We start from the raw sequence: 22,734 nt of genomic DNA on the forward strand, positions 1-22,734 counted from the left end.
CCTGCGGCTGACGGTAGCAGCAGGTGACGGCTCGGGCGGGACGCCGTGCCCCCGGCGCCTTGGTCGTAGGCTGTTCGCGTGCTCTTGCTCGCCGTTGATACCGCCACCCCCGCCGTCACCGTCGCCCTGCACGACGGCACCGCCGTCGTCGCCGAGTCCAGTCAGGTCGACGCCCGCCGGCACGGGGAGCTCCTGCTGCCCGCCGTCGAGCGGGTTCTCACCGAGGCCGGGCTGAAACTCGACGCCGTGACGGACCTGGTCGTCGGGGTCGGCCCCGGCCCGTACACCGGGCTGCGGGTCGGTCTGGTCACCGCCGCGACCTTCGCCTCCGTGCTTGGCGTCCCCGTCCACGGCCTGTGCACCCTGGACGGACTCGCCTACGCCTCCGGCATCGAGGAGCCCTTCGCGGTCGCGACGGACGCGCGCCGCAAGGAGGTCTACTGGGCGAGATACGACGACTTCCGTACGCGCGCGGGCGAGCCCGGGGTCGACCGGCCCGCCGACATCGCGGCCGAGCTGAGCGGCCTGCCCGTCGTCGGCGCGGGCGCCGTGCTCTACCCGGAGGCGTTCCCCGACGCGCGCGGCCCCGAGCACCAGTCGGCGGCGGCGCTCGCCGCGCTCGCGGCCCACAAGCTGGCCGAGGGATCGGCGTTCCTGCCGCCCACCCCCCTCTACCTGCGCCGCCCGGACGCGCAGGTGCCCAAGAACTACAAGGTGGTCACCCCCAAGTGACCTCAGCCGTACTGCGCGAGATGCGCTGGTGGGACATCGCGCCCGTGCTCGACCTCGAACACGACCTCTTCCCCGAGGACGCCTGGTCCGCGGGGATGTTCTGGTCCGAGCTCGCCCACGCGCGCGGGCCCGGCGCCACCCGCCGCTACGTGGTGGCCGAACAGGACGGCGTCCTCGTCGGCTACGCCGGGCTCGCCGCGGCCGGCGGGCTCGGCGACGTCCAGACCATCGCCGCCGCCCGCGACCAGTGGGGCACCGGGCTCGGCGCCCGCCTCCTGACCGACCTGCTCAAGCACGCCACCGCCTTCGAGTGCGACGAGGTCCTCCTCGAAGTGCGCGTGGACAACACCCGGGCCCAGAAGCTCTACGAGCGCTTCGGCTTCGAGCCCATCGGCTTCCGGCGCGGCTACTACCAGCCGGGCAACGTCGACGCGCTCGTGATGCGACTGACCGTCCAGGAACATGCCCAAGGAACAGAAGAGACTGACTGATGGCTGACGAACCGCTCGTACTCGGTATCGAGACCTCCTGCGACGAGACCGGCGTCGGCATCGTGCGCGGTACGACGCTGCTCGCCGACGCCGTGGCCTCCAGCGTGGACACGCACGCCCGGTTCGGCGGCGTGGTCCCCGAGATCGCCTCGCGGGCCCACCTCGAAGCGATGGTGCCGACCATCGAGCGCGCCCTGAAGACCGCCGGGATCTCTGCGAAGGACCTCGACGGCATCGCGGTCACCGCGGGGCCCGGACTGGCGGGCGCGCTGCTCGTCGGCGTCTCGGCCGCCAAGGCGTACGCGTACGCCCTGAACAAGCCGCTGTACGGCGTCAACCACCTCGCCTCGCACATCTGCGTCGACCAGCTGGAGCACGGGCCGCTGCCCGAGCCGACGATGGCGCTGCTCGTCTCCGGCGGCCACTCCTCGCTGCTGCTCGCCCCCGACATCACCGCCGACGTCCGCCCGATGGGCGCCACCATCGACGACGCGGCGGGCGAGGCCTTCGACAAGATCGCCCGCGTCCTGAACCTCGGCTTCCCCGGCGGCCCGGTCATCGACCGGCTCGCGAAGGAGGGCGACCCGACGGCGATCGCGTTCCCGCGCGGCCTGACCGGCTCGCGCGACCCGGCGTACGACTTCTCCTTCTCCGGTCTGAAGACCTCCGTGGCCCGCTGGATCGAGGCCAAGCGGAACGCGGGCGAGGAGGTGCCGGTGCGCGATGTCGCCGCGTCCTTCCAGGAGGCCGTGGTGGACGTGCTGACCCGCAAGGCCGTACGGGCCTGCAAGGACGAGGGCGTCGACCACCTCATGATCGGCGGCGGGGTCGCCGCCAACTCCCGGCTGCGGGCGCTCGCCCAGGAGCGCTGCGAGCGGGCCGGGATCCGGCTGCGGGTGCCGCGCCCCGGTCTGTGCACGGACAACGGCGCGATGGTCGCGGCGCTGGGCGCCGAGATGGTGGCCAGGAACCGGCCCGCGTCGGACTGGGAGCTGTCGGCGGACTCCTCGCTGCCGGTGACCGAGCCGCACGTGCCGGGCGAGGCACACGCGTCGGGTGAGGCGCACGCGCACGCCCACGATCACGACCATGTGCACGAGGTCAGCAAGAAGAACCTGTACTCATGACCGTCGCGCTGATGTGGGAGGCCCGGGCCGCCGAGGGGCGCGGCGCCGAGCTGCTCGCCTGGGTGCGGGCGCGGCCCGCCGCCGGTTCGCCGCTGCGCCGCGAGATCCTGCGCGCGCCCGGCGACCGGGTCCTCGTCATCACCTGGTGGGACGCGCCCTACGACGCGGAGCTGCCCGAACTGCCGGATCCCGAGGGGGAGTTGGTGGCGAGGGCGGTACACCGCTGGCGCTTCGAGTCGGTGACCGAGGGCTCGGGCGGCGGCTCGGCCGACGCCTCGATCGGCGGGCAAGCCGATCGCTGACTGACCACCGGCGACCGTCGGATGGCCTCCTGCTGATCATTCAAAGCAACCCTATGACCGTTTCTGGCATCAAGCTGTCTGGAAGTGATGACGGAAACGGACATGGGGTTGGCTCGTGCGCAACAAGGCAGTCGGTGCGGCGCTCTTCGGTCTGCTGATGGTCGCGGGCTGCTCGTCCGGCGGTGGATCGGGCAGCACGCCGTCCGCGTCCGCCCCGTCCGCCCAGGGCAGCGGTGCCGCGTCGACGGCATCCCCGGGCGCCGACCCGGCCGGCGCCGAGGCCGCGTACCGCAAGTGGGGGCTCAAGCCGTTCGCCGCACCGCCCGCGCCGCCGGCCGAGAAGCCGGTGAAGCCGAAGCCGGGCGAGGTGCCGGTGGTGAGCGACATCCCCACCCAGGACAAGATCGTCTTCGTGACGTTCGACGACGGGGCCGAGAAGGACCCCAAGTTCGTCGAGATGATGAAGGACCTGAAGGTCCCCTTCACGATGTTCCTGACCGACGACATCATCCGCGGCGACTACGGCTACTTCAAGCCACTGCAGGAGCTCGGCAACTCCATCGAGAACCACACGCTCTCGCACCCGAACCTGCGCACCCTCGGCGAGGCCGCGCAGAAGAACGAGATCTGCACCCAGGAGAAGAAGCTGGAGAAGGAGTACGGCAAGGCGCCCCGGCTCTTCCGGCCGCCGTACGGCAACTGGAACGAGAACACGCGGGCGGCCGCCAAGGCCTGCGACCTCCAGGCGATCGTGCTGTGGCGCGAGTCGATGCAGATCACCAACATGCAGTACCAGCGCGGCGACAAGAAGCTGCACCCCGGCGACATCATCCTGGCGCACTTCCGCGGCCCCAGTGAGCTCAAGGGCGCCTCGATGACGGAGATGACGGCGAACATGCTCCGCCACATCCAGGAGCAGGGCTTCACGGTGGCCCGCCTGGAGGACTACGTCTAGACACGCCAGCTGGGCCCGGTTCGGGACGGGCCCAGCGGGTGCGTGCGGGCTCAGTCGAGATGGGTCGGCGGGTAGACGATTTTGTCCGTCTGGCTCGGGACGTAGCTCATGCAGTACCCGTTGCCCCCGTAGTACTGGTCCCCCCACTCAAGGATCTGCTCCCCGGTCTGGCGCCCGACGACGCCGTCAACCCCAACCGAGGAGTCCACGTTGTGCACCAGCTGCTGGAACCAACGAACCTGGTTGTACGTCGCCTGCCCCCAGTAGCTGTCCTCGGAGACCGTCGGGCCCCCGTTCTCGCGCGCCACGTCGTTGAGCAGGTGCTGAACACACCACACTCCCGCGCCGGACTCGGTGTACCCGTAGCCGACGTACGAGGCGCCGGTGGAGGCCTGGGCGGTACCGGTCGTGGCGATGGCGGCCAGAGCGGCGGCCGCGCCCAGCGCACCGATCCTGGCCAGACTCTTCTTGATCACTCGTTACCCCTCAACGTAAAAGACAGCGGCTTCGGGCGGTCGCCCCTGCGACCACGTCAGCCATAGATGTGTGTGCCGGTACCGGGCCGGGTGCTCATTGCCCGGGCCCCTCCCAGACCTTGATCACCTTCGGGCAGGCGGCGCACCAGAGGCAACAGATGACGGCATCCCAGGGACGCGAGGGGACGCCCGGGGACGTCCCACCGCCTTGACCTGCGAAGATGCCGACGTCCCTGATGGGCGACCGATGAGAAATGTTGCTGGCCGGTGTCCGCGGTGATCTGCTGGAACGGCCGGGCCGCGGCGAGGAGGCGGCGCTTCTTCGGGGGCCGTACCGCGATGAGTTTCGCGGGCGGGGCCGGTCTACCTGTCGATGCCGGGCGCACCGGTCCGGCGACGGCAAGGAGGCCGACGATGTCCGCGAAGATCACCCAGAAGATCACCCCCTTCCTCTGGTTCGACACCCAGGCCGAGGAGGCCGCCCAGCACTACGTCGCCATCTTCGGCGGCGACTCGCGCATCGGGGGGATCACCCACTACACCGAGTCGACCCCCGGCGAGACCGGCTCCGTCATGACCGTCGAGTTCCAGCTCGCGGGGCAGCAGTTCGTCGCCCTCAACGGCGGCCCGCAGTTCAAGTTCACCGAGGCGGTCTCGTTCGCGGTGGCCTGCGACGGCCAGGCGGAGATCGACCGGTTCTGGGCGCGGCTCTCCGAGGGCGGCGAAGAGGGGCCCTGCGGCTGGCTGAAGGACAAGTACGGCCTGTCCTGGCAGATCGTCCCCGACGAACTGCCCCAACTGCTCGGCCAGGGCGCGGAGAAGTCCGAGCGGGTCGCCGCGGCCATCATGGGAATGAAGAAGCTGGACCTCCAGGCACTGCGGGACGCCTGACGCCGCGCGCGGCCGGCCCGGTTCGGCCGAGTTCCGCGGCACCCGGGGTCTCGTGCGGGTGCGCGGCACGGTCGGACCGGGCCCTTTGGCGTCCCCGAAGGGCCGATCCCGGCCAACTGGTCGGAGCCTGACCGAGGCTGGGCGGCGGGCCCCGTTCCGCCCCCGCTAATCTCTGCCGCATGTCGTCCCGTTCGCCGCTTCCGCCGCCCCCGCCCCCGGTCGAGATACGCGCCTGGCGCGACCGCAACGCGCTGCTCGCCGACCGGGCGCAGGTCCTGGACGCCCTGGTCAAGGGGTACTTGGGGGCAGGGCGGCTGGGGCTGCTCTGGTTGTGGGCGGCGCTCTTCACGCTCGGCTGGTCGCTGGTCGGCACCGCGCTCACCTCCCTCACCGACCTCCTCACCGCGATCGTCGGCGGGGTGTTCCTGCTGCTCGGACTCGGCGTGATGATCCCCACCGGCCTGGCCGTCGGGTTCGGGCTGCGCAAGGACCACCGGATCCATCAACTCCTGCGCCAGTGGGGCGAGTTGGACCGCGACCCGGTGCTCGACCGCAACCTGCGCAGGCCCGGCCTGAACCTGGCCTGGATGCTGCCGTCGGCGGCGCTGTGCGCGGTCGGCCTCGCCGTCTGCCTGGTGCTGCCCGCGACCGCCGACCCCGCCCACGACACGTACGCCCTCGTCGTCTACGGCATGGGCCTCGGCCTCATCTGCTGGCTCACCGGCCTGATCGGCGTCGTGAAGGCCGCCGCGCACCGGCGCTGGGTACTGCGCTCGCTGACCGGCGGCGCACCCCGCTGAACCCGGCCTATCCTGGGGGTGCCGACGCGGACAGGCGCCGGCGCAACCGGGGGAAGGGCGGCCCACATGGCCTGGTACTGGTGGTTCCTGATCGTTTTCTGGATGGGCGGCTTCGGCTGGGCGATCGACAACGCCCGCACCGCGCTGCGCACCCGGCACGAGCGGAAGATGGAACGCCTTGAGGCGGCCAAGCAGGAGCGGCTCGCCGTGGAGGCCGCGCACAAGCCGCCGGAGCCGGTCTGCGGCTGCACCCATCACCTCGCCAAGCACGACAAGCAGGGCAGGTGCCACGAGCGGGTCGAGGTCCCGGTCGCCTGGGACGAGAACAAGAAGCCGCTGCGCTTCGAATCGGCCCAGTGCAACTGCCAGCAGTACGTGGGCCCCCAGCCGCTCTCCCAGGTGTACGCGGACGAGCTGACCGACCTCGGCTAGGCGCAACCAGTCCCGGGGTGCGGGGTGCCCGATCGGCAACTACTTCCGGGCCACGGGGCGGCCGATCAGCATGGTCGGGGCCCCCGCCACCCGGGTCAGGAAGACCGTGGCCGCGTTCGGGCCCTGGGGTTTCACCTTGCGGCGCACCTCCTCCGGCTCCACGGCCGAGCCGCGCTTCTTCACCGTCAGGACGCCCACCTCGCGCTCCCGCAGCAGCGCCTTCAACTTCTTCATGTTGAACGGGAGTTGATCGGTGATCTCGTACGCCGAGGTGTACGGGGACGCGTACGGCTCATCGCTCGTCACGTACGCGATCGTCTCGTCGATCAGCCGCCCACCGCACCGCTCCACGATCTCGGCGACCAGGTGCGCGCGGATGACGGCGCCGTCCGGCTCGTACAGATAGCGGCCGACCGGGCCCACCGGCGGGGCGGGGAGCGGGGCGGGCGCCGACAGGACGGCGGCCGAGGGCAGCAGGGTGGCGCGGAACGCGCCCGGACTCACGCCGGTGCCAAACCACAGCACCGCTTCCTTCACATCGCCCCCGTCCGAGATCCACTCCGCCTCGGCCTGCGGCGGGATCGCCTCGTGCGGGATGCCGGGGGCGATCTTCAGCGCGGCGAACGGCGCCTTGAGGGCTGCCGAGACGGCCCACGACAGGGGCGGCGAGTACGCCTCGGGGTCGAAGACACGGCCTCGACCGCCGCGCCTGGCCGGGTCCACGAACACCGCGTCGTACGGAGCCGTATCGATGTCGGTGACATCCGCGCAGCGCACCTCGATCAGGTCGCCGAGGCCCAGCGCCGCCGCGTTCGCGCGGGCGACGGCCGCCGTCAGCGGGTCGTGGTCGACTGCGAGGACACGGATCCCGGCCCGGGCAAGGGCCAGCGCGTCGCCGCCGATGCCGCAGCACAGGTCCGCGACGCCGCGCACGCCGCGCGAGGCGAAGACCTCCGCGCGGTGGGCGGCGACCGAGGCGCGGGTCGACTGCTCGACGCCGTTCGGCGTGAAGAACATCCGGTGCGCGTCCACCGCGCCGAACTTCGCCACCGCCCGCTGGCGCAGCCGCGCCTGCCCGAGCGCCGCCGACACCAGCCCCGCGTCGTGCTCGCGGCGCAGCCGGGTGGCGACCGCCAGCTCCTGGGACGGGTCGTACTCCCGCAGTGATGCGAGCAGGGCGCGGCCCTCGCCGGTCAGCAGGAGGGAGAAGGTGTCGAGGTCGTTCACCCCGCCATTGTCGTCCAGCCGCCGCGCCGGTGTGGGCCAGGTGGGCGACGGTGCGCCCGCGGTGGCGGTGTCGTACGGCTTGCGGGGCCCGGTCCTGACAGGATGCGGCGCCATGCAGCTAGTCGGACAAAAGGGTAAATCCCGCAGATCCCGCACCGCGGCCGCCTCCGCCGCGGTTCTCGCCGCCGCCCTGCTCGCCGCCGGATGCTCCGCCGACGACGGCGGGACCGGACGGCCCGGCCCCCAGGGCGCCAAAGGCCCCGCCGGCGCGCTCACCGGCTACTCCGAGCAGCTCAAGCAGGCCGAGGCCGCCCGGCTCGCGGCGGTCAGGAAGTGGGGGCTCGACAAGCCGCCCCTGCTCGCGCCCGCTCCGCCCGCCGTCAAGCCGAGGATCACCAACCGGAAGGGGTTCGAGACGGACGGGGGCGACTCGCTGCCACCCGTCTTCACCACCGTGCCGACCAAGGACAGGATCGTCTTCCTGACGATCGACGACGGCGCGGAGAAGGACCCCCAGTTCCTGAAGATGATGCAGGAACTCCGCATCCCCTACAGCGCGTTCCTGAGCGACTACCTCGTCAAGGACGACCACACGTACTTCCGGAAGATGCAGAGCCTCGGGGTCACGCTCAACAACCACACCATCAACCACCGCTACATGCCCGCGCTCTCCTACGACGAGCAGCGGCACGAGATCTGCGACCAGCAGGACAAGATCGGCCAGTGGGCGGGCCAGCGGCCCAGGCTGTTCCGGCCGCCGTACGGCAACTACAACGAGGACACCCTGAAAGCCGCCCAGTCCTGCGGGATCCAGGCCGCGCCGCTGTGGGCGGAGGAGGCCTTCACCGATCACATGGAATGGCGCGAGTGGGACCGCGATCTGCACCCCGGCGACATCATCCTCAGCCACTTCCGGGGGCGCCAGGACTGGAACGGCACGATGGCCGACATGGTCCGGCAGGTGATGAAGGTGATCACCGACAAGGGGTACGCGGTGGCCAGGCTGGAGGACTACGTATGACCGGGTCCGGGGAGCCGGGATGAACCGCGGGCACCGGTCGCGGGCCGCTCCCGACGGGCCGCTCGCGGCCGGTGCGCCGTCGCGGGGTGCCCGGCGGGGCGGGGTCGGGAGCCCCGCGAGGGTGCGCCGCGTCGGTGGGAGATTGGCACTCCGCTTGACCGAGTGCTAATCACCGTCCTAGTCTCGCTTCTGGCACTCCCCACCGGAGAGTGCCAACACAGCGACGGGCAGGTCCGGCACCCGCGACGACGGATCCACCTGGTCGCCACCCCAAACAGTTAACCCCGTGAGATCTCCGAAGGGGGAGACCGGATCGTGACGACCGCCAGCTCCAAGGTTGCCATCAAGCCGCTCGAGGACCGCATTGTGGTCCAGCCGCTCGACGCCGAGCAGACCACGGCCTCCGGCCTGGTCATTCCGGACACCGCGAAGGAGAAGCCCCAGGAGGGTGCTGTCCTCGCCGTGGGCCCGGGCCGCTTCGAGAACGGCGAGCGCCTGCCGCTCGACGTCAAGGTCGGCGACGTCGTGCTGTACAGCAAGTACGGCGGCACCGAGGTGAAGTACAACGGCGACGAGTACCTCGTCCTCTCGGCTCGCGACGTGCTCGCGATCATCGAGAAGTAATTCACCTCGAAGCGAATGCTTTGAGTGCTGCGCCCCTGGTCACCCCGCTGATTGCCGGGCGGCGAGGGGCGCAGTTTCGTTAACCCGAGTTTTCCGAGAGGGCTGAACCGCTCCCATGGCGAAGATCCTGAAGTTCGACGAGGACGCCCGTCGCGCCCTTGAGCGCGGCGTCAACAAGCTTGCCGACACGGTGAAGGTGACGATCGGCCCCAAGGGCCGCAACGTCGTCATCGACAAGAAGTTCGGCGCTCCCACCATCACCAACGACGGTGTCACCATCGCGCGCGAGGTCGAGCTCGACGACCCGTACGAGAACCTGGGCGCCCAGCTCGTCAAGGAGGTGGCGACCAAGACCAACGACATCGCGGGTGACGGCACCACCACCGCGACCGTCCTGGCCCAGGCGCTGGTCCGCGAGGGCCTGCGCAACGTCGCCGCCGGCGCCTCCCCGGCCGCCCTGAAGAAGGGCATCGACGCCGCGGTCAAGGCCGTGTCCGAGGAGCTCCTCGCGACCGCCCGTCCGATCGAGGACAAGACCGACATCGCCGCCGTCGCCGCGCTGTCCGCCCAGGACAAGCAGATCGGCGAGCTCATCGCCGAGGCCATGGACAAGGTCGGCAAGGACGGTGTCATCACCGTCGAGGAGTCCAACACCTTCGGTGTCGAGCTTGAGTTCACCGAGGGCATGGCCTTCGACAAGGGCTACCTGTCGCACTACATGGTCACCGACCAGGAGCGCATGGAGGCCGTCCTCGACGACCCGTACATCCTGATCAACCAGGGCAAGATCTCCTCGATCCAGGACCTGCTGCCGCTCCTGGAGAAGGTCATCCAGGCCGGCTCCTCCAAGCCGCTCCTGATCATCGCCGAGGACGTCGAGGGCGAGGCGCTCTCCACCCTGGTCGTCAACAAGATCCGCGGCACGTTCAACGCCGTGGCCGTCAAGGCCCCCGGCTTCGGCGACCGCCGCAAGGCGATGCTCCAGGACATGGCCACCCTCACCGGTGCCACCGTCATCGCCGAAGAGGTCGGCCTCAAGCTGGACCAGGCCGGTCTTGAGGTGCTCGGCAGCGCCCGCCGCGTCACCATCACCAAGGACGACACCACCATCGTCGACGGTGGCGGCAACTCCGGTGACGTCGAGGGCCGCATCGCCCAGATCAAGGCCGAGATCGAGTCCACGGACTCCGACTGGGACCGCGAGAAGCTCCAGGAGCGCCTCGCGAAGCTGGCCGGCGGCGTGTGCGTGATCAAGGTCGGCGCCGCCACCGAGGTCGAGCTCAAGGAGCGCAAGCACCGTCTGGAGGACGCCATCTCCGCGACCCGCGCCGCGGTCGAGGAGGGCATCGTCTCCGGTGGTGGCTCCGCCCTGGTGCACGCCGCCAAGGTCCTTGAGGGCAACCTCGACAAGACCGGCGACGAGGCCACCGGTGTCGCGGTCGTGCGCCGCGCCGTCGTCGAGCCGCTGCGCTGGATCGCCGAGAACGCGGGCCTTGAGGGCTACGTCATCACCTCCAAGGTGAGCGAGCTGGACCAGGGCTTCGGCTTCAACGCCGCGACCGGCGAGTACGGCGACCTGGTCAAGGCCGGCGTCATCGACCCGGTCAAGGTCACCCGCTCCGCCCTGGAGAACGCCGCCTCCATCGCCTCGCTGCTCCTGACGACCGAGACCCTGGTCGTCGAGAAGCCGGCCGAGGAAGAGGCCGACGCGGGCCACGGCCACGGTCACGGCCACAGCCACTGACCCGAGCGTCATGACGTCCTGAGAGCGTGACGTCGTACGACGTGTGAAGGCCCCCGTTTCCGCCACTGGCGGGAGCGGGGGCCTTCCGTTGTGCCGGGCGGCGGAGCGGGTCAGCCCATGACGCCGAGCTGCTTCATCAGGCCGATGACGTCGTAGTGCCACCAGCCCTCCTGGATCTTGCCGTTCTTGAACCGGAAGATCGTGGTGCCAGTCATGGAGACCTGCTGGCCGGTGGGCGCGACGCCCATGAAGTCGCCCGTGTGGGTGCCGGTCCAGGTCCACAGCGTCACCACGTCGTCGCCCTCGCAGATCTGCCGGTCGAGCTCGAAGATGAAGTCGAAACCGTCCCGCCAGCCGCTGACGTCGTTGCGGATGCCGTCGGACCCGACGACGGTCTCCTGCTCCTTGCCGATGTCGTGGTCGGCGTAGTCGGCCGCGAACACCTCCTCGATCGCGTCGAGGTTGCCGCCGACCGCGATCTCGTGGAAGAACCGCCGGGACGTTGCGGCGTTGAACCCCTCGTCGCGCACGACATCGAGGTCCGTGAAAGTGGGCATGCCGTCGCAGAGCGCCACCATCTCCTGGAAGATGCGCTCGGTCTCCGGGAGCTTGGAGTTCGCCATGGCCTCGTCGTACGAGGGAAATTCGACGATCTCGACGAAGTGGGCCCCGTCGGCTCGGTCCTTGCCGATGAGTTCGCGCGTGGCGGTCCGCTTGCCCTTGGTCTGCTCGACCCACTGGTCCATGAGCCGGTCCATGTCGTCGAACCGCTCGGTCTTGAAGTCGATTATCTGTGCGAATTTCACGGCGCCTCCCGGTGTGGTGGTCCAGGTGGGAATACGTCCAGTTTAGGGCTGTATGTCCCAGAGGGCGGGGTGATCAACGGGCTACGGTCGGCGATCCTGCGGCCTCCGATCCTGCGGCCCTACGCGGAGTGGTCCAGGGCTTCCGGAAGCATCGGGTCCGCGAACGGCAGCCCCGCCGCGAACCGCTCCACCTCGTCAAGGGCCTGATCCGCCATCCGGTGCAGCTCGTTGCCGAGCGAGCCCGCGATGTGCGGGGTCAGCAGGACGTTGGGGAGGTCGTACAACGGGGATTCGCGGGGCGGGAGTTCGGGCTCTGTCACGTCCAGGACCGCGTGCAGGCGGCCCGAGAGGAGTTCGCCGAGCAGGGCGGGCTCGTCCACCAGGGAGCCGCGGGCGGTGTTGATCAGCGTGGCACCCGTCGGCATGAGGGACAGCTGGCGCGCGCCGATCATGCGGTGGGTTTCGGGGAGTTGGGGCGCGTGGACGGAGACGACGTCGCTGCGGGCGCACAGCGCGTCCAGGGTCACCCGTTCAACGCCCAGTGCGGCCGCATCGGTTCCGCTCACGTACGGGTCGTACAGGAGGACTTCGACATCGAAGGGCCGCAGCAGCTCGATGACCCGGCGGCCGATGCGGGAGGCGCCGACCAGGCCGACGGTGCGGCGGTAGTTGCCGGTGTCCTCGCCCTCGCTCAGCCATTCGGGGGCGGTGCGCAGCTCGGCGTAGCGCTGGGCGGAGCGCAGCACACGCTTGCCGGCGAAGAGGATCGCGGCCAGCGTGTACTCGGCGACCGGCCGAGCGTTCGCCGCCGCCGCGGAGGTCACCGCGATGCCCCGCTCCCAGCAGGCGTCCGTGATGTGGTGCTTGACCGAACCCGCCGCGTGGACCACCGCGCGCAGCTTGGGGGCCGCGTCGAGAACCTCGGCGGTGAGCGGGGGAGCGCCCCAGCAGGTGAGCAGCACCTCGGCCCCGGCGAGGGCGGCGGCGACCGGCGGGGTCGGCGCGGCCAGGTCGTGGGCCACCAGGTACGGGTCGGTACGGGTGAGGGCGGCGAGCCGGGTGCGGTGCCGGTCGGCGAGGACCCGGTCCGCGATGCCGGGGCCCATCGCGAGCAGCAGGGCGGGACGCCGCGCGACGGCATTGTCAGTGGTGTGGTGCATGGTGGGACTCGGGCTCCTCACGAGGCGCTGGCGCAAGGGTAACGGGGTGTCCGGGCCGGTCATTTGAGGCTGCCCGCGGCGAGTCCGGCCTTCCAGTGCCGCTGGAGGGAGACGAAGGCGACGATCAGGGGGATGACGGCGAGGAGGGAGCCGGTGACGACGAGCGGGTAGTAGCCGGGCTCGGCGTGGGTGTTGCTGTTCCACGCGTACAGACCGAGGCTCAGCGGGAAGAGCTTCTGGTCGCTCAGCATGACCAGGGGGAGGAAGAAGTTGTTCCAGATCGCGGTGAACTGGAAGAGGAAGACGGTCACGAACCCCGGCATGACCATGCGCAGACCGATCGACCAGAAGGTGCGCAGCTCGCTCGCCCCGTCGATACGGGCGGCCTCCAGGGCCTCGTCGGGGATGTAGCTCGCGCTGAACACCCGGGACAGATAGACCCCGAACGGGTTGACCAGTACGGGGATCAGCACCGACCAGTACGTATTGACCAGGCCGACCTTGCTGGCGAGCAGATACATGGGCAGCGCGAGCGCCGTGGTGGGCACCAGCACGCCGAGCAGCACCACGCCGAACAGCTTCTCCTTGCCCCGGAAGGCGTACTTGTCGAAGGCGTACCCGGCGGCGACGCTGACCAGCGCGCAGACGGCGGCGCCACCGCCCGCGTAGAGAAGGGAGTTGAGGTACCAGCGGAAGTAGACGCCGTCGTTGTACGCGGCGAGCTGGGACAGGTTGTGGCCGAGGTCGAAGCCCTTGAAGGAGAAGGCCTCGCCGGACAGCAGCCCGCCGGTGTCCTTGGTGGCGGCCGTGACCAGCCATACCAGGGGGAAGAGCGTGTAGAGGACGGAGAGCAGCAGCGCGCCGTTGACCGCGGTCCTCGACAGCCAGCGGCTGGGCGCCCTGTGGGCCGTGCCGGTACGCGACGGGGTACCGGGCCCGGCACGCGCCGCGGTGTCCGGCCCGGCCATGGTCGGGGAGGTCATGCCCTGGCGCCCTTCCGGTTGGTGAGGCGGGTGACGACGAAGGAGAGCAGCGCCGCGGTGAGCGCGAGGAGCACGGCCGAGGCGGCGGCGAGGCCGTAGTCGTTGCGGTTGAACGCGGCGGTGTACGCGTACATGTTGGGCGTCCAGGTGGTGGTGACCGTGGCGCTGCCGCCCTGGTTGAGGATCAGCGGCTCGGTGAAGAGCTGGAGCGAGCCGATGACGGTGAACAGCGAGACCATCACCAACGAGGCGCGGATCAGGGGGAGTTTGATGCCGAACGCGGTGCGCCACTCGCCCGCGCCGTCGACGGTGGCCGCCTCCAGGACGGAGCGGTCGATGGCCTGGAGCGCCGCGTAGAAGATGACCATGTTGTAGCCGAGCCATTCCCACAGCGCGATGTTGACGACGGAGGGGAGCGTGCCGCTGGAGGAGAAGAAGCTGAAGCCGATGCCGCCGGAGTCCAGGGCCCGCACGACGGGGCTGAGTCCGGGGGTGTAGAGGTACACCCAGATCAGCGCGGCGATGATGCCGGGCACGGCGTGCGGCAGGAACAGCGCCAGCTGGAAGAAGCGGCGGGCGCGGGCCAGCGTGGAGTCGAGCAGCAGGGCGAGCGCGAGGGCGCCGCCGATCATCAGCGGGATGTAGACGACGCAGTAGCCGGCGAGCACCCAGAAGCCCTCGCGAAAGGCCCGGTCGCCCAGCGCAGCCGTGTAGTTGTCGAGCCCGCTGAAGACGGACTCGGCGCCGCCGAAGCCCAGCCCCGACTGCTTCTCGGTGAACAGGCTCAGCCAGACCGCGTAACCGATCGGCACCACCGTCACCGCGGTGAACAGGACGAAGAAGGGGGTCAGCAGCACGCCCGCGGCGGTGCCGGTGCGGCTTCGGGCCCCGAGGGGCGCCCGGGGGCCCTTCGGCCTCATCGCGGTCAGCCCTCGACCTTCAGTCCGCGCTTCTTCAGCTCGGTCACGGTGGCGTCGTGGGCGGCCCTGATGGCGTCCGTGATCTTCACCGAGCCGCCGGAGACCTTGCCGAGCTGGTCCTTGAGCGTGGTGTTGGTGGTGCCCATGCTCGGGCCCCAGCCCCAGTTGGCGTTGATCGAGGTGCCCGCGGCGTCGAAGAGTTGGTAGATGTCCTCGCCGGTGTAGAAGTTCGCGTCGAAGGCCTGCTTGGCGGCTGGGCGCAGCGCGATGTCGGCCGGGAAGGCGCTCGACGTACCGGACTTGATGCGGGCCCGGACGCCCTCCTGCGTGGTCGACATCCACTTCGCGAACTCAAGGGACGCTTCGGTCTTGTTGCTGCCCTTGGTCACGGCCCAGGTGGAGCCGCCGAGCATGCCGCTGGCCGGCTTGCCGTCCCAGGTCGGCACGGGGGCGACGGCCCACTTGCCGCTCTGGTCGGGCAGGGTGCCCTTGAGGACGCCGGCGCCCCAGGAGGCGCCGAGGTAGCCGACGGTGGAGCCGTCCTTGAGGGAGGCCGTCCACTCGGGACTGAAGGAGACCGCGGTCTGTACGAGCTTGTCGTCGATCAGGCCCTGCCAGTAGTCGGCGACCTTGGTGGTGGCGGCGTCGGTGGTGTTGAGCTTCCAGGTGTCGCCGTCGGCCTTGAACCACTGGGCGCCGGCCTGCCAGACCATCGCCTCGAAGGTGGTCGGGTCGTCCGGGAAGAAGGTGCCGATGCGCGCCTTCGGGTCGGCTGCCTCGGCCTTCTGCGCGGCCGACTTGAACTCGGCCCAGGTCTTGGGGACTTCGATCTTGTTCTTCTCGAAGAAGTCCTTGCGGTAGAAGTACGCCTGGGGCGCGGCGTCGAAGGGGATCGCCCAGTTCTTGCCGCCGAGCGTGGTCTGCTGGACCGACTGCGGCAGGAACTGCTTCTTCACGTCGTCGGTGACGTACTTGCTGATGTCCTGGAACGAGCCCTGGCTGACGAACTCCGGGAGCATCGGGTACTCGACGGTGACGAGGTCCGGCGCGTTGCCGGCCTTCACCGCGTTGGAGATCTTGGCGTAGCCGCCGGCGTTGCCGGAGGGGATCTCCTCGAACTTCACCCGGATGTTCTTGTGGGTGGCGTTGAAGGCGTCCACCACGTCCTTGGTGCCCTTCTGCCAGGCCCAGAACGTGATGGTGACGGGCTGGTCGGCGGTGCCCTTGCCCGCGTCGCTCGACTTGGTGTCCCCGCCACCGCAGGCCGTGAGCACGGCGAGCGCGACGGCGGCACCGACGAGGGCGGAGTTCGATCTGGTCCAACTGCGGCTCACGGCACGGCTCCTGAACGTGAGGGGACGAGGCGATGGCCGCGATCCTTGGCCCAGTTCTGACCGAAGTCAAGAGCGAAAGTTCGATTGATCGAAAAAAGATCAGATCAAGACTGAACGGTCGTAGGTCACGGCTGGACGGTCTTAGATCAATACCGAACGGTCTCAGGTCAGGGCTGAGCGGTCACCGCCCTCGGTACGGGCTCGGAGGGCGCCCCGCAGGAGGACCGCACGCGCAGCCTCGGCAGCAGGTCGACATGGCGCCGCGGTCCCTCCTCGCCCCTGCCCGGGCCGCCCGCGGGCCCCCCGCGCAGCCGCTCGATCAGCAGCTCGGCGGCGTACCGCCCGACCTCGTGCTTGGGCGGGGCGACGGCCGTCAGCGGGATGTCCGCGAGCGCCGCCACCTCGTCGTCGTACGCCACCACCGCCAGGTCGTCCGGCACCCGCATGCCCAGTTCGGCCAGCCGCTGCACGATCCGGATGGCGTCCACGTCGTTGTGCACGAGCGCCGCCGTGGCCTGCCCGGCCAGGACCGCGGTGCGCAGCGCCTGCACGGCCCGCTCGAACCCGGCCGGGTCCGCCTCGGCCGACACCGAACCGATCGGCGGGAGCGGCGACTTGAGGCCGAGCGCGTCGAGCGCGTACCGGTATCCGGCGCGCACCGCGATCGCGGTGGGACTGTCCGCCCGCGCCACGAGCAGGGGCGTCGGGTGTCCGAGGCCGAGCAGATGGCGCACCGCGATGAGCACGCCGTGGCTGTGGTCGGAGCAGACCCGGTCCAGGTCGTCCAGCTCCCGGCCGGGCACCCCGCGCCGTTCGAGCAGCACCGTGGGCACCGGGAGGCCGGCGATCCAGGCGCCGTGCTCGACCGGGTCGTCCGGCTCCTTCCAGCCCGGCGCGATGAGCAGGCCCTCGGCCCCGGCCGCCAGCAGCCCGGCCGCCCGGCCCGCGTCCTCCTGCGGCCGGTAGTCCGAGATCCGCAGGATCAGCCGCGCCCCGGCGGCCGCCGCCGCCTCGTGCGCACCCCTGATGACCTCGGCGAAGTAGTACGTGGCGTTGGGCGCGAGCATGCCGATGACCAGCTCGCGGGGGTCGGCGCCCGGCCCGCTCTGCGGGGGAGTGTCCGCGGCGCCCGGCCAGGAGACCGAGCCGTGCACCCGGTCGAGGCGCCCCTCGTTGGCCAGGAGTTCCACGTCCCGCCGCACGGTCACGGGCGAGACCCCCAGCTGGGCGGCGAGCTCGGAGACCCGGGCCGAACCGCGCCCGCGCACCAGCTCCAGCAGTCGGTCATGACGTTCAGCAGCACTTTCACGCACGGCGGCAGCCCCTTCGCGGTGTGGTGGCCCAGCGGGCCATGACCCTATTGCACCGTGATCGAATGACGAGAGTTTCGATCATTCGGTCCTGTCCATTGACGTTCGATCAAACAGAGTTCTAAGTTCCCAGAGATTTCGCGGGACCAGGACCCGGCTGGGCCGGGCCCGGGACGGGACTCGGCTGGGCCCGAGGCCGGGACAGGACCCGGATCCGGCCGGCTGGGCCCGGTAAACAGGCCCCGTCCGGGGCTCGGGACTGCCCAGGACCCGAGCCCCGCGGGTCCCGCCCGTGCCGACGCCGCCGTCTCCAGGGGAGCATCATGCCCATCGCCTCCGAGAACCGTGAGCTCAGCCCGTACACCGGCTGGACCCGCGAGCACTGGGAGCGGACGGCGGACCAACTCCTGCTTGCGGTACGGCCCCACGCGTCGCCCGGCCGGGGCCTGATCAACCTGCCCGGCGCCCGGCCCAGCTGGTCGGGGCCGCGCTCGGACGGCCTCGAAGGCTATGCCCGCACCTGGCTGCTCGCCGCCCTCCGCGTGGCCGGCGCCGACGGTGAGGACCCGCACGGCCACCTCGACCGCTACGCCGACGGCCTCGCGTCAGGCACCCAACACCCGCTGTCCACCGCAGAGTTGACGTCAGCCGCCCCCGACGCCTGGCCGCTGGCCACCCACGTCCGGCAGGCCGTCGTGGAGTCGGCCTCCGTCGCCCTCGGCCTGCGGCTCACCCGCCCCTGGCTGTGGGACAAGCTGGACGACCGCACCCGGCAGCGCGCCGTCGACTGGCTGCTGCCCGCCCTCGGCCCCTCCCCGGTCGACAACAACTGGTGGCTGTTCGGCCTCACCGTCGCCGGATTCCTCCAGGACGCCGGCATCGAGACCGACCGCGCCGCGGCCACCATCCAACGCGCCCTGGAACGCATCGACCAGTGGTACCTCGGCGACGGCTGGTACAGCGACGGCCCCAACCGCTCCTTCGACCACTACAACGCCTGGGCCCTCCACTTCTATCCCGTCCTGCACGCCCACCTCGGGGGCGACCAGGAACTCCTGGACCGCTACGGACCACGGCTGCACGCCCAACTCGACGCCCACACCCGCCTGTTCGGGGCCGACGGCGCACCCCTGCCGTACGGCCGCTCGCTGACCTACCGCTTCGCCGCCGCGGCCGCGCCCTGGCTCGGCGCGCTCACCGGGCACACCCCGCTCACCCCCGGCGCCACCCGCCGACTGGCCTCGGGCACCCTGAAGTACTTCCTCGACCGGCCCGCGGACCGGGGCGCCACCGACCCCGACGGGCTGCTCACCCTGGGCTGGCACGGCCCGTACCCGCCGGTGATCCAGCACTACTCGGGCCCCGCCTCCCCGTACTGGGCGGCCAAGGGCTACCTCGGACTGCTCCTGCCGCCCGACCACCCCGCATGGACGGCAGTCGAGGAGCCGCTGCCCGTCGAGACCGAGGATGCCGCCGTCACCCTCGGGCCGCCCAACATGCTGATCCAGTCGACGGCCGCGGACGGCCTGGTCCGCCTCCACAACCACGGCAGCAACTCCCATGTGGACGGCGGCGCGGACGAGGACCCCTGCTACTCCCGCTTCGCCTACTCGACCGCGACCGGACCCACCTCGGTGGGCGTCCCCGACAACCATTTCGGCCTGCTGGCGCAAGGCGTGTCCACCAGCCGGGGCCCCGCCGTACCGCTCGGTCACGGCCCCGGCTGGGCGGCATCGCTGTCCGAGCCGCACCCGGGCCCGCCCGGCGTGCGGATCGTCTCGGCGACGCTGGTGCACGGACGCGCCGAACTCCGCGCGCACCTGGTCATCGGGGCCGCCCCCGGCACCCCCGTGCGCCAGACCGGCTGGGCCACGACCCCCGGCCGCACCGCACAGCTGCACCCGGTGCACGGCTACGCGGCGGCGGTACGCCAACTGGCCGCCGGATCAACCCTGTTCGGGCCCGCGTCGGTCGTCCAGGCCCTGCACGGAGCGACCAGTGCCGGATCCTCGCTGTTCATCGCACTCGCCTCCCTCACCGCGGAGCCGGATCCAAGCCCGGTCCACACCCTCGCCGACATCCAGGTCACCGGTCACACCGTCCAGGTGACCTGGCCGAACGGCACCACCTGCCGGCTCGTGCTCGACTCCGCCTCCCCGACCGTCCGTACGGAGGACAGGTGAACCCGGTCTCCACGGCGGCCCCCAACATCGGCGCCTATGGGGGCAGGGCCTCAACTGGCTACTTGGGCCCGTACTTGCGGCCCGTCCTGGAGGTGAGCCCGCCGAGCAGGCCGCGCGGCGCCAGCTTCACCGCGCCCATCAGCGCCTTGTAGCGCGGGTCGGGGATCGACAGCGACTTCCCGCGCGCCAGGTCGCTCAGGGCCGCCGCCACCAGCTTGTCGGCGTCCAGCCACAGCCAGCCCGGAATGTTGTCGGTGCCCATGCCGGCCCGCTGGTGGAACTCGGTGCGCACGAACCCGGGGCACAGCGCCATCAGCCGCACCCCGGACCCGGCCAGGTCCCGGGCCGCGCCCTGCGTGAACTGCACGACCCACGCCTTGGAGGCGCCATAGGTGCCGCGCGGTACGAAGGCGGCGACCGAGGCCACGTTGACGACCCCGCCGCGCCCGCGCTCGCGCATCGAGGCGGCCGCCGCCGACGTCAGCCGGAGCACCGCCTCGATGTGCACCTTCACCATGGTCAGCTCATCCGCCATGGACACGTCCAGATAGCTGCCCTTGTTGCCGAACCCGGCGTTGTTGACCAGGAGATCGACCGGCTGCCTGGGCTGCGAGAGGCGTGCCTCGACCGCGGCGATCCCGTCCTCCGTGGACAGGTCGGCGGTCAGCACCTCGGCCTCGATGCCGTGCCGGTCGTGCAGCTCGGTGGCCTGCTCGCGCAGCCGCTTGGTGTCCCGGGCCACCAGCACCAGATCATGTCCATCGGCCGCGAGGCGCCGCGCGAACGCGGCGCCGATGCCCGCCGTCGCTCCCGTAATCAGTGCAGTCGTCATACGCGCACGTTAGTGCCCCGGTGGCGGTGCGGTGACCGCCCCCGACCTGCCCCTGTCCGGTCCTGGCTGCATGAACTGCCGCAATACCGACAGTTCTTCCGGCGCCGGGCCCGGCGCCGTCCGCTACGAGGCCTGCTGGGCCAGGTACTTCCGTACGGCTTCGTGCGCCTCGGGCTCCATGGCCTCGCCCGCCGCGAGGGTGCGCGGCAGCAGCTCCCGCTCGGTCGTGAACGCCCGGAACCAGAAGGAGACCGAAACTTCGTGATCCGGTCGTTCGATCACCTCGATCGGGTCGCCCGCACGGATCTCGCCCGGTTCGATCACCCGCAAGTACGCGCCTGGAACGGCCGCCTGCGTGAAGCGCCTGACCCAGCCCTTCTGATCCAGCCAGCCCGCAAACGTACGACAGGGGATACGTCCGGAGGCGACCTCAAGGACGACATCCCGGCCGATCCGCCAACGCTCGCCGATCCGGGCGCCGTTCACATCGACGCCGTACGTCGTGAGGTTCTCGCCGAACGAGCCGCTCGGCAGCTCGCGGCCGAGCTCCTTCGCCCAGACGTCCAAGTCCTCGCGGGCGTAGGCGTAGACCGCCTGGTGGTCGCCGCCGTGATGGCGCAGGTCGCAGACGTCGTCGCCCTCGACGCCGCTGGCGCCCACGCCCTTGGGCCCCGGTGCGAAGACGCGGACCGGGCCGGTCACCGGCCGCTTGTCCACGCCGGTGCGGCCGCCCGCGGCGTCGGTGTACTCGACCGCCGTCGCGCGGCCCAGGTTCAAAGACAGAAGCTCCATAAGGGAACGCTAACCGAGCTAAACCCAAAGCTGCGAGTGAATTTCCACCACGATCCCCAAGATTCGCTTATGCTGAAGGAATGATCGAGGCCCGTCATCTCCGTGTCCTGCGCGCCGTCGCCGCCACCGGTTCCTTCTCGGCGGCCGCCCGCGAGCTGGGCTGCACCCAGCCCGCCGTCAGCCAGCAGATGAAGGCCCTCGAATCCTCCGCGGGCACCCCGCTGCTGATCCGCACCGGCCGCGAGATGCGCCTGACCCAGGCCGGCGAGGTGCTGGTCCGGCACGCCGCCGGCATCCTCGCCGGGCTGACCGCCGCGGAGGAGGAGGTCGCGGCCATCGCGGGCCTGCGGGCCGGCCGGGTGCGCCTGGTCTCCTTCCCGAGCGGATCGTCCACGCTCGTACCCACCGCGCTCGCCGCCCTGCGCGCCGAGCACCCCGGCACCCGGGTCTCGCTGGTCGACGCCGAGCCGCCGCACTCGGTGGAGATGCTTCGCGAGGGCGACTGCGACATCGCGCTGGCCTTCCGGTACGGCTCGAACGCCACGGAGTGGGACGACCTGGTGGTGCGCCCGCTGCTCGTCGACCGCCTGGTCGGGCTGGTCCCCGAGGGGCACGCGCTGGCCGAGGCGGGCACCGTCGCCATCAAGGACCTGGCAGGCGAGCCGTGGATCGCGGGCTGCCCGCGCTGCCGCCGTCAGCTGGTGGAGGTCTGCGAGGCGTCCGGGTTCACCCCGCGCATCGACTTCGCGACCGATGACTATCCGGCGGTGATCGGCCTGGTCGGCGCCGGGCTCGGGGTCGCGGTGCTGCCGGAGCTCGCGATCGAATCCGTACGGCCCAAGGGTGCGCGCACGGTGACCGTCGAGCCCGCCGTCGAGCGGGAGATCGTGGCGCTGACCCTGCCCGACCTGGCCCGGGTCCCAGCCGTCTCGGCCACGCTTGACCAGCTGGCGCGGGCCGCCGCGCGCGACTGAGCGGGGGGTGTCCGACGAGTGAGGGCGCCCCCGGGCACGGTCCGGCGGACACTCCTATGGGCGGCGCCGCCCGGCGCCGCTTTGCCGACGTTGCTGGGCCAAACGGCGCAGGAACGTTTCTTCTGATCCGGTCCGATCCGGGGCTCTCCTCAGGTGGGCCCCATGGGGCCCCCGGCCGGCGCGGCAGCCGTCACGAGGCGGTTGCGCGCCCTGCCCATGAGCTCTTCGCGCTCGTCCTCGGTGAGCCCGCCCCACACCCCGTAGGGCTCCCGTACCGCCAGGGCGTGGGCCGCGCACTGTGCACGCACCGGGCAGCGCATGCACACCTCTTTCGCTGAGCTCTCGCGCGCACTCCGTGCCGCGCCGCGCTCGCCCTCCGGGTGGAAGAAGAGCGAGCTGTCGACCCCACGGCAGGCCGCGAGGAGCTGCCAGTCCCACAGATCGGCGTTCGGTCCGGGAAGGCGGGAGAAATCTGCCATTGCTCTAGTCCCCTTGAAACCGTGCTGAGGCGGATGGGCGGGCCGGTACGGGACGGGTGTGCGCGAGGGCTCATCCGAAACGTACGTACCGACGAAGGTACATCTCCTGTGTAAGTAGATGTAAATATGACTCATTGGG

24 protein-coding genes are annotated in these 22,734 nt (G+C 70.9%); 13 read left to right on the forward strand and 11 right to left on the reverse strand.

All coding sequences use genetic code 11. From position 1 onward, the window contains the following. Positions 1-78: 78 nt before the first annotated feature. The 5 genes from tsaB to ACIBK6_RS33965 all read left to right on the forward strand — a co-directional run bounded on the left by tsaB (position 79) and on the right by ACIBK6_RS33965 (position 3,607). On the forward strand, positions 79-732 hold the full coding sequence (tsaB, locus tag ACIBK6_RS33945; RefSeq protein WP_399055887.1) for a tRNA (adenosine(37)-N6)-threonylcarbamoyltransferase complex dimerization subunit type 1 TsaB: 654 nt from the start codon (positions 79-81) through the stop codon (positions 730-732). 20 nt (positions 733-752) lie between these two features. Further along, complete coding sequence (rimI, locus tag ACIBK6_RS33950) at positions 753-1,223, forward strand: ribosomal protein S18-alanine N-acetyltransferase (protein WP_399056035.1); 471 nt, start codon at positions 753-755, stop codon at positions 1,221-1,223. Further along, on the forward strand, positions 1,223-2,350 hold the full coding sequence (gene tsaD / locus ACIBK6_RS33955) for a tRNA (adenosine(37)-N6)-threonylcarbamoyltransferase complex transferase subunit TsaD (RefSeq protein WP_399055889.1): 1,128 nt from the start codon (positions 1,223-1,225) through the stop codon (positions 2,348-2,350). Before rimI ends, tsaD begins: the two co-directional genes overlap by 1 nt. Further along, positions 2,347-2,652 (forward strand): hypothetical protein, encoded by a 306-nt coding sequence (locus ACIBK6_RS33960; RefSeq protein WP_399055891.1) that lies wholly within the window; start codon positions 2,347-2,349, stop codon positions 2,650-2,652. Before tsaD ends, ACIBK6_RS33960 begins: the two co-directional genes overlap by 4 nt. Positions 2,653-2,767: 115 nt before the next feature. Further along, complete coding sequence (locus ACIBK6_RS33965; protein WP_399055893.1) at positions 2,768-3,607, forward strand: polysaccharide deacetylase family protein; 840 nt, start codon at positions 2,768-2,770, stop codon at positions 3,605-3,607. 50 nt (positions 3,608-3,657) lie between these two features. Here the strand turns inward: ACIBK6_RS33965 and ACIBK6_RS33970 are convergent, their stop codons facing one another. After that, a complete protein-coding gene (locus tag ACIBK6_RS33970) occupies positions 3,658-4,083 on the reverse strand; it encodes a peptidoglycan-binding protein (protein ID WP_399055895.1) in 426 nt (141 codons plus the stop codon). A 414-nt stretch (positions 4,084-4,497) separates the two neighbouring features. On the opposite strand from ACIBK6_RS33970, the gene ACIBK6_RS33975 reads away from it, so the two are divergent. The 3 genes from ACIBK6_RS33975 to ACIBK6_RS33985 all read left to right on the forward strand — a co-directional run bounded on the left by ACIBK6_RS33975 (position 4,498) and on the right by ACIBK6_RS33985 (position 6,206). Next, entirely contained in the window at positions 4,498-4,974 is a 477-nt protein-coding gene (locus ACIBK6_RS33975; RefSeq protein ID WP_399055897.1) for a VOC family protein, read from the forward strand. Positions 4,975-5,153: 179 nt separating this feature from the next. Next, positions 5,154-5,774 (forward strand): hypothetical protein, encoded by a 621-nt coding sequence (locus ACIBK6_RS33980; protein ID WP_399055899.1) that lies wholly within the window; start codon positions 5,154-5,156, stop codon positions 5,772-5,774. A gap of 66 nt (positions 5,775-5,840) precedes the next feature. Beyond that, complete coding sequence (locus ACIBK6_RS33985; protein ID WP_399055901.1) at positions 5,841-6,206, forward strand: hypothetical protein; 366 nt, start codon at positions 5,841-5,843, stop codon at positions 6,204-6,206. Between the two features lie 39 nt (positions 6,207-6,245). Here ACIBK6_RS33985 and ACIBK6_RS33990 read toward each other — a convergent pair whose 3' ends face one another. Continuing rightward, a complete protein-coding gene (locus tag ACIBK6_RS33990; protein ID WP_399055903.1) occupies positions 6,246-7,547 on the reverse strand; it encodes a methyltransferase domain-containing protein in 1,302 nt (433 codons plus the stop codon). On the opposite strand from ACIBK6_RS33990, the gene ACIBK6_RS33995 reads away from it, so the two are divergent. From ACIBK6_RS33995 to groL, 3 genes are all read left to right on the forward strand, one after another. Continuing rightward, complete coding sequence (locus tag ACIBK6_RS33995; RefSeq protein ID WP_399055905.1) at positions 7,546-8,454, forward strand: polysaccharide deacetylase family protein; 909 nt, start codon at positions 7,546-7,548, stop codon at positions 8,452-8,454. The genes ACIBK6_RS33990 and ACIBK6_RS33995 overlap by 2 nt on opposite strands. Before the next feature lie 315 nt (positions 8,455-8,769). Beyond that, entirely contained in the window at positions 8,770-9,078 is a 309-nt protein-coding gene (gene groES / locus ACIBK6_RS34000; RefSeq protein ID WP_004955293.1) for a co-chaperone GroES, read from the forward strand. 115 nt (positions 9,079-9,193) lie between these two features. Beyond that, positions 9,194-10,822 (forward strand): chaperonin GroEL, encoded by a 1,629-nt coding sequence (gene groL, locus ACIBK6_RS34005; protein WP_399055907.1) that lies wholly within the window; start codon positions 9,194-9,196, stop codon positions 10,820-10,822. Between the two features lie 110 nt (positions 10,823-10,932). On the opposite strand, the gene ACIBK6_RS34010 is transcribed toward groL, so the two are convergent. The 6 genes from ACIBK6_RS34010 to ACIBK6_RS34035 form a co-directional block, all read right to left on the reverse strand. Then, on the reverse strand, positions 10,933-11,628 hold the full coding sequence (locus tag ACIBK6_RS34010) for an ester cyclase (RefSeq protein WP_399055909.1): 696 nt from the start codon (positions 11,626-11,628) through the stop codon (positions 10,933-10,935). Between the two features lie 119 nt (positions 11,629-11,747). Beyond that, positions 11,748-12,788: a hydroxyacid dehydrogenase gene (locus ACIBK6_RS34015; RefSeq protein ID WP_399055911.1), complete on the reverse strand. Its 1,041-nt coding sequence runs from the start codon at positions 12,786-12,788 to the stop codon at positions 11,748-11,750. 59 nt (positions 12,789-12,847) lie between these two features. Continuing rightward, a complete protein-coding gene (locus ACIBK6_RS34020) occupies positions 12,848-13,771 on the reverse strand; it encodes a carbohydrate ABC transporter permease (protein ID WP_399055914.1) in 924 nt (307 codons plus the stop codon). Beyond that, positions 13,768-14,691, reverse strand: coding sequence for a carbohydrate ABC transporter permease (locus ACIBK6_RS34025; protein ID WP_399055916.1), 924 nt, complete (start codon positions 14,689-14,691; stop codon positions 13,768-13,770). The genes ACIBK6_RS34020 and ACIBK6_RS34025 overlap by 4 nt, the downstream gene beginning before the upstream one ends. A gap of 5 nt (positions 14,692-14,696) precedes the next feature. Further along, complete coding sequence (locus ACIBK6_RS34030; protein WP_399055918.1) at positions 14,697-16,025, reverse strand: ABC transporter substrate-binding protein; 1,329 nt, start codon at positions 16,023-16,025, stop codon at positions 14,697-14,699. 167 nt (positions 16,026-16,192) lie between these two features. Continuing rightward, a complete protein-coding gene (locus ACIBK6_RS34035) occupies positions 16,193-17,338 on the reverse strand; it encodes a substrate-binding domain-containing protein (protein ID WP_399055920.1) in 1,146 nt (381 codons plus the stop codon). Between the two features lie 320 nt (positions 17,339-17,658). On the opposite strand from ACIBK6_RS34035, the gene ACIBK6_RS34040 reads away from it, so the two are divergent. Then, a complete protein-coding gene (locus ACIBK6_RS34040) occupies positions 17,659-19,518 on the forward strand; it encodes a DUF2264 domain-containing protein (protein WP_399055922.1) in 1,860 nt (619 codons plus the stop codon). 58 nt (positions 19,519-19,576) lie between these two features. Here the strand turns inward: ACIBK6_RS34040 and ACIBK6_RS34045 are convergent, their stop codons facing one another. Together ACIBK6_RS34045 and ACIBK6_RS34050 are read right to left on the reverse strand one after the other, a co-directional pair. Beyond that, complete coding sequence (locus ACIBK6_RS34045) at positions 19,577-20,350, reverse strand: SDR family NAD(P)-dependent oxidoreductase (protein ID WP_399055924.1); 774 nt, start codon at positions 20,348-20,350, stop codon at positions 19,577-19,579. Positions 20,351-20,473: 123 nt separating this feature from the next. After that, entirely contained in the window at positions 20,474-21,142 is a 669-nt protein-coding gene (locus ACIBK6_RS34050; RefSeq protein ID WP_399055926.1) for an MOSC domain-containing protein, read from the reverse strand. A gap of 80 nt (positions 21,143-21,222) precedes the next feature. Here ACIBK6_RS34050 and ACIBK6_RS34055 point away from each other — a divergent pair, with 80 nt between their 5' ends. Beyond that, positions 21,223-22,116 carry a LysR family transcriptional regulator gene (locus ACIBK6_RS34055; protein ID WP_399055928.1) on the forward strand — a complete coding sequence of 298 codons (894 nt, stop codon included), beginning with the start codon at positions 21,223-21,225 and terminating at the stop codon, positions 22,114-22,116. A gap of 149 nt (positions 22,117-22,265) precedes the next feature. Here ACIBK6_RS34055 and ACIBK6_RS34060 read toward each other — a convergent pair whose 3' ends face one another. Continuing rightward, positions 22,266-22,595 carry a WhiB family transcriptional regulator gene (locus tag ACIBK6_RS34060; RefSeq protein WP_399055930.1) on the reverse strand — a complete coding sequence of 110 codons (330 nt, stop codon included), beginning with the start codon at positions 22,593-22,595 and terminating at the stop codon, positions 22,266-22,268. Positions 22,596-22,734 lie beyond the last annotated feature (139 nt).

Origin of the sequence: Streptomyces sp. NPDC050485, assembly GCF_044458185.1 — a bacterium.
In the GTDB taxonomy this organism is placed as follows: Bacteria; Actinomycetota; Actinomycetes; order Streptomycetales; family Streptomycetaceae; genus Streptomyces.

Coding starts and splice junctions, on each gene's coding strand:
- rimI (WP_399056035.1), top strand. CDS start 753: ATGCGCTGGTGGGACATCGCGCCCGTGCTCGACCTCGAACACGACCTC.
- ACIBK6_RS34015 (WP_399055911.1), bottom strand. CDS start 12,788: ATGCACCACACCACTGACAATGCCGTCGCGCGGCGTCCCGCCCTGCTG.
- ACIBK6_RS33960 (WP_399055891.1), top strand. CDS start 2,347: ATGACCGTCGCGCTGATGTGGGAGGCCCGGGCCGCCGAGGGGCGCGGC.
- ACIBK6_RS34055 (WP_399055928.1), top strand. CDS start 21,223: ATGATCGAGGCCCGTCATCTCCGTGTCCTGCGCGCCGTCGCCGCCACC.
- ACIBK6_RS34025 (WP_399055916.1), bottom strand. CDS start 14,691: ATGAGGCCGAAGGGCCCCCGGGCGCCCCTCGGGGCCCGAAGCCGCACC.
- ACIBK6_RS33995 (WP_399055905.1), top strand. CDS start 7,546: ATGCAGCTAGTCGGACAAAAGGGTAAATCCCGCAGATCCCGCACCGCG.
- ACIBK6_RS34040 (WP_399055922.1), top strand. CDS start 17,659: ATGCCCATCGCCTCCGAGAACCGTGAGCTCAGCCCGTACACCGGCTGG.
- ACIBK6_RS34050 (WP_399055926.1), bottom strand. CDS start 21,142: ATGGAGCTTCTGTCTTTGAACCTGGGCCGCGCGACGGCGGTCGAGTAC.
- ACIBK6_RS34020 (WP_399055914.1), bottom strand. CDS start 13,771: ATGACCTCCCCGACCATGGCCGGGCCGGACACCGCGGCGCGTGCCGGG.
- ACIBK6_RS33985 (WP_399055901.1), top strand. CDS start 5,841: ATGGCCTGGTACTGGTGGTTCCTGATCGTTTTCTGGATGGGCGGCTTC.
- tsaD (WP_399055889.1), top strand. CDS start 1,223: ATGGCTGACGAACCGCTCGTACTCGGTATCGAGACCTCCTGCGACGAG.
- ACIBK6_RS33975 (WP_399055897.1), top strand. CDS start 4,498: ATGTCCGCGAAGATCACCCAGAAGATCACCCCCTTCCTCTGGTTCGAC.
- ACIBK6_RS34045 (WP_399055924.1), bottom strand. CDS start 20,350: ATGACGACTGCACTGATTACGGGAGCGACGGCGGGCATCGGCGCCGCG.
- ACIBK6_RS34060 (WP_399055930.1), bottom strand. CDS start 22,595: ATGGCAGATTTCTCCCGCCTTCCCGGACCGAACGCCGATCTGTGGGAC.
- ACIBK6_RS33980 (WP_399055899.1), top strand. CDS start 5,154: ATGTCGTCCCGTTCGCCGCTTCCGCCGCCCCCGCCCCCGGTCGAGATA.
- ACIBK6_RS33990 (WP_399055903.1), bottom strand. CDS start 7,547: ATGGCGCCGCATCCTGTCAGGACCGGGCCCCGCAAGCCGTACGACACC.
- groL (WP_399055907.1), top strand. CDS start 9,194: ATGGCGAAGATCCTGAAGTTCGACGAGGACGCCCGTCGCGCCCTTGAG.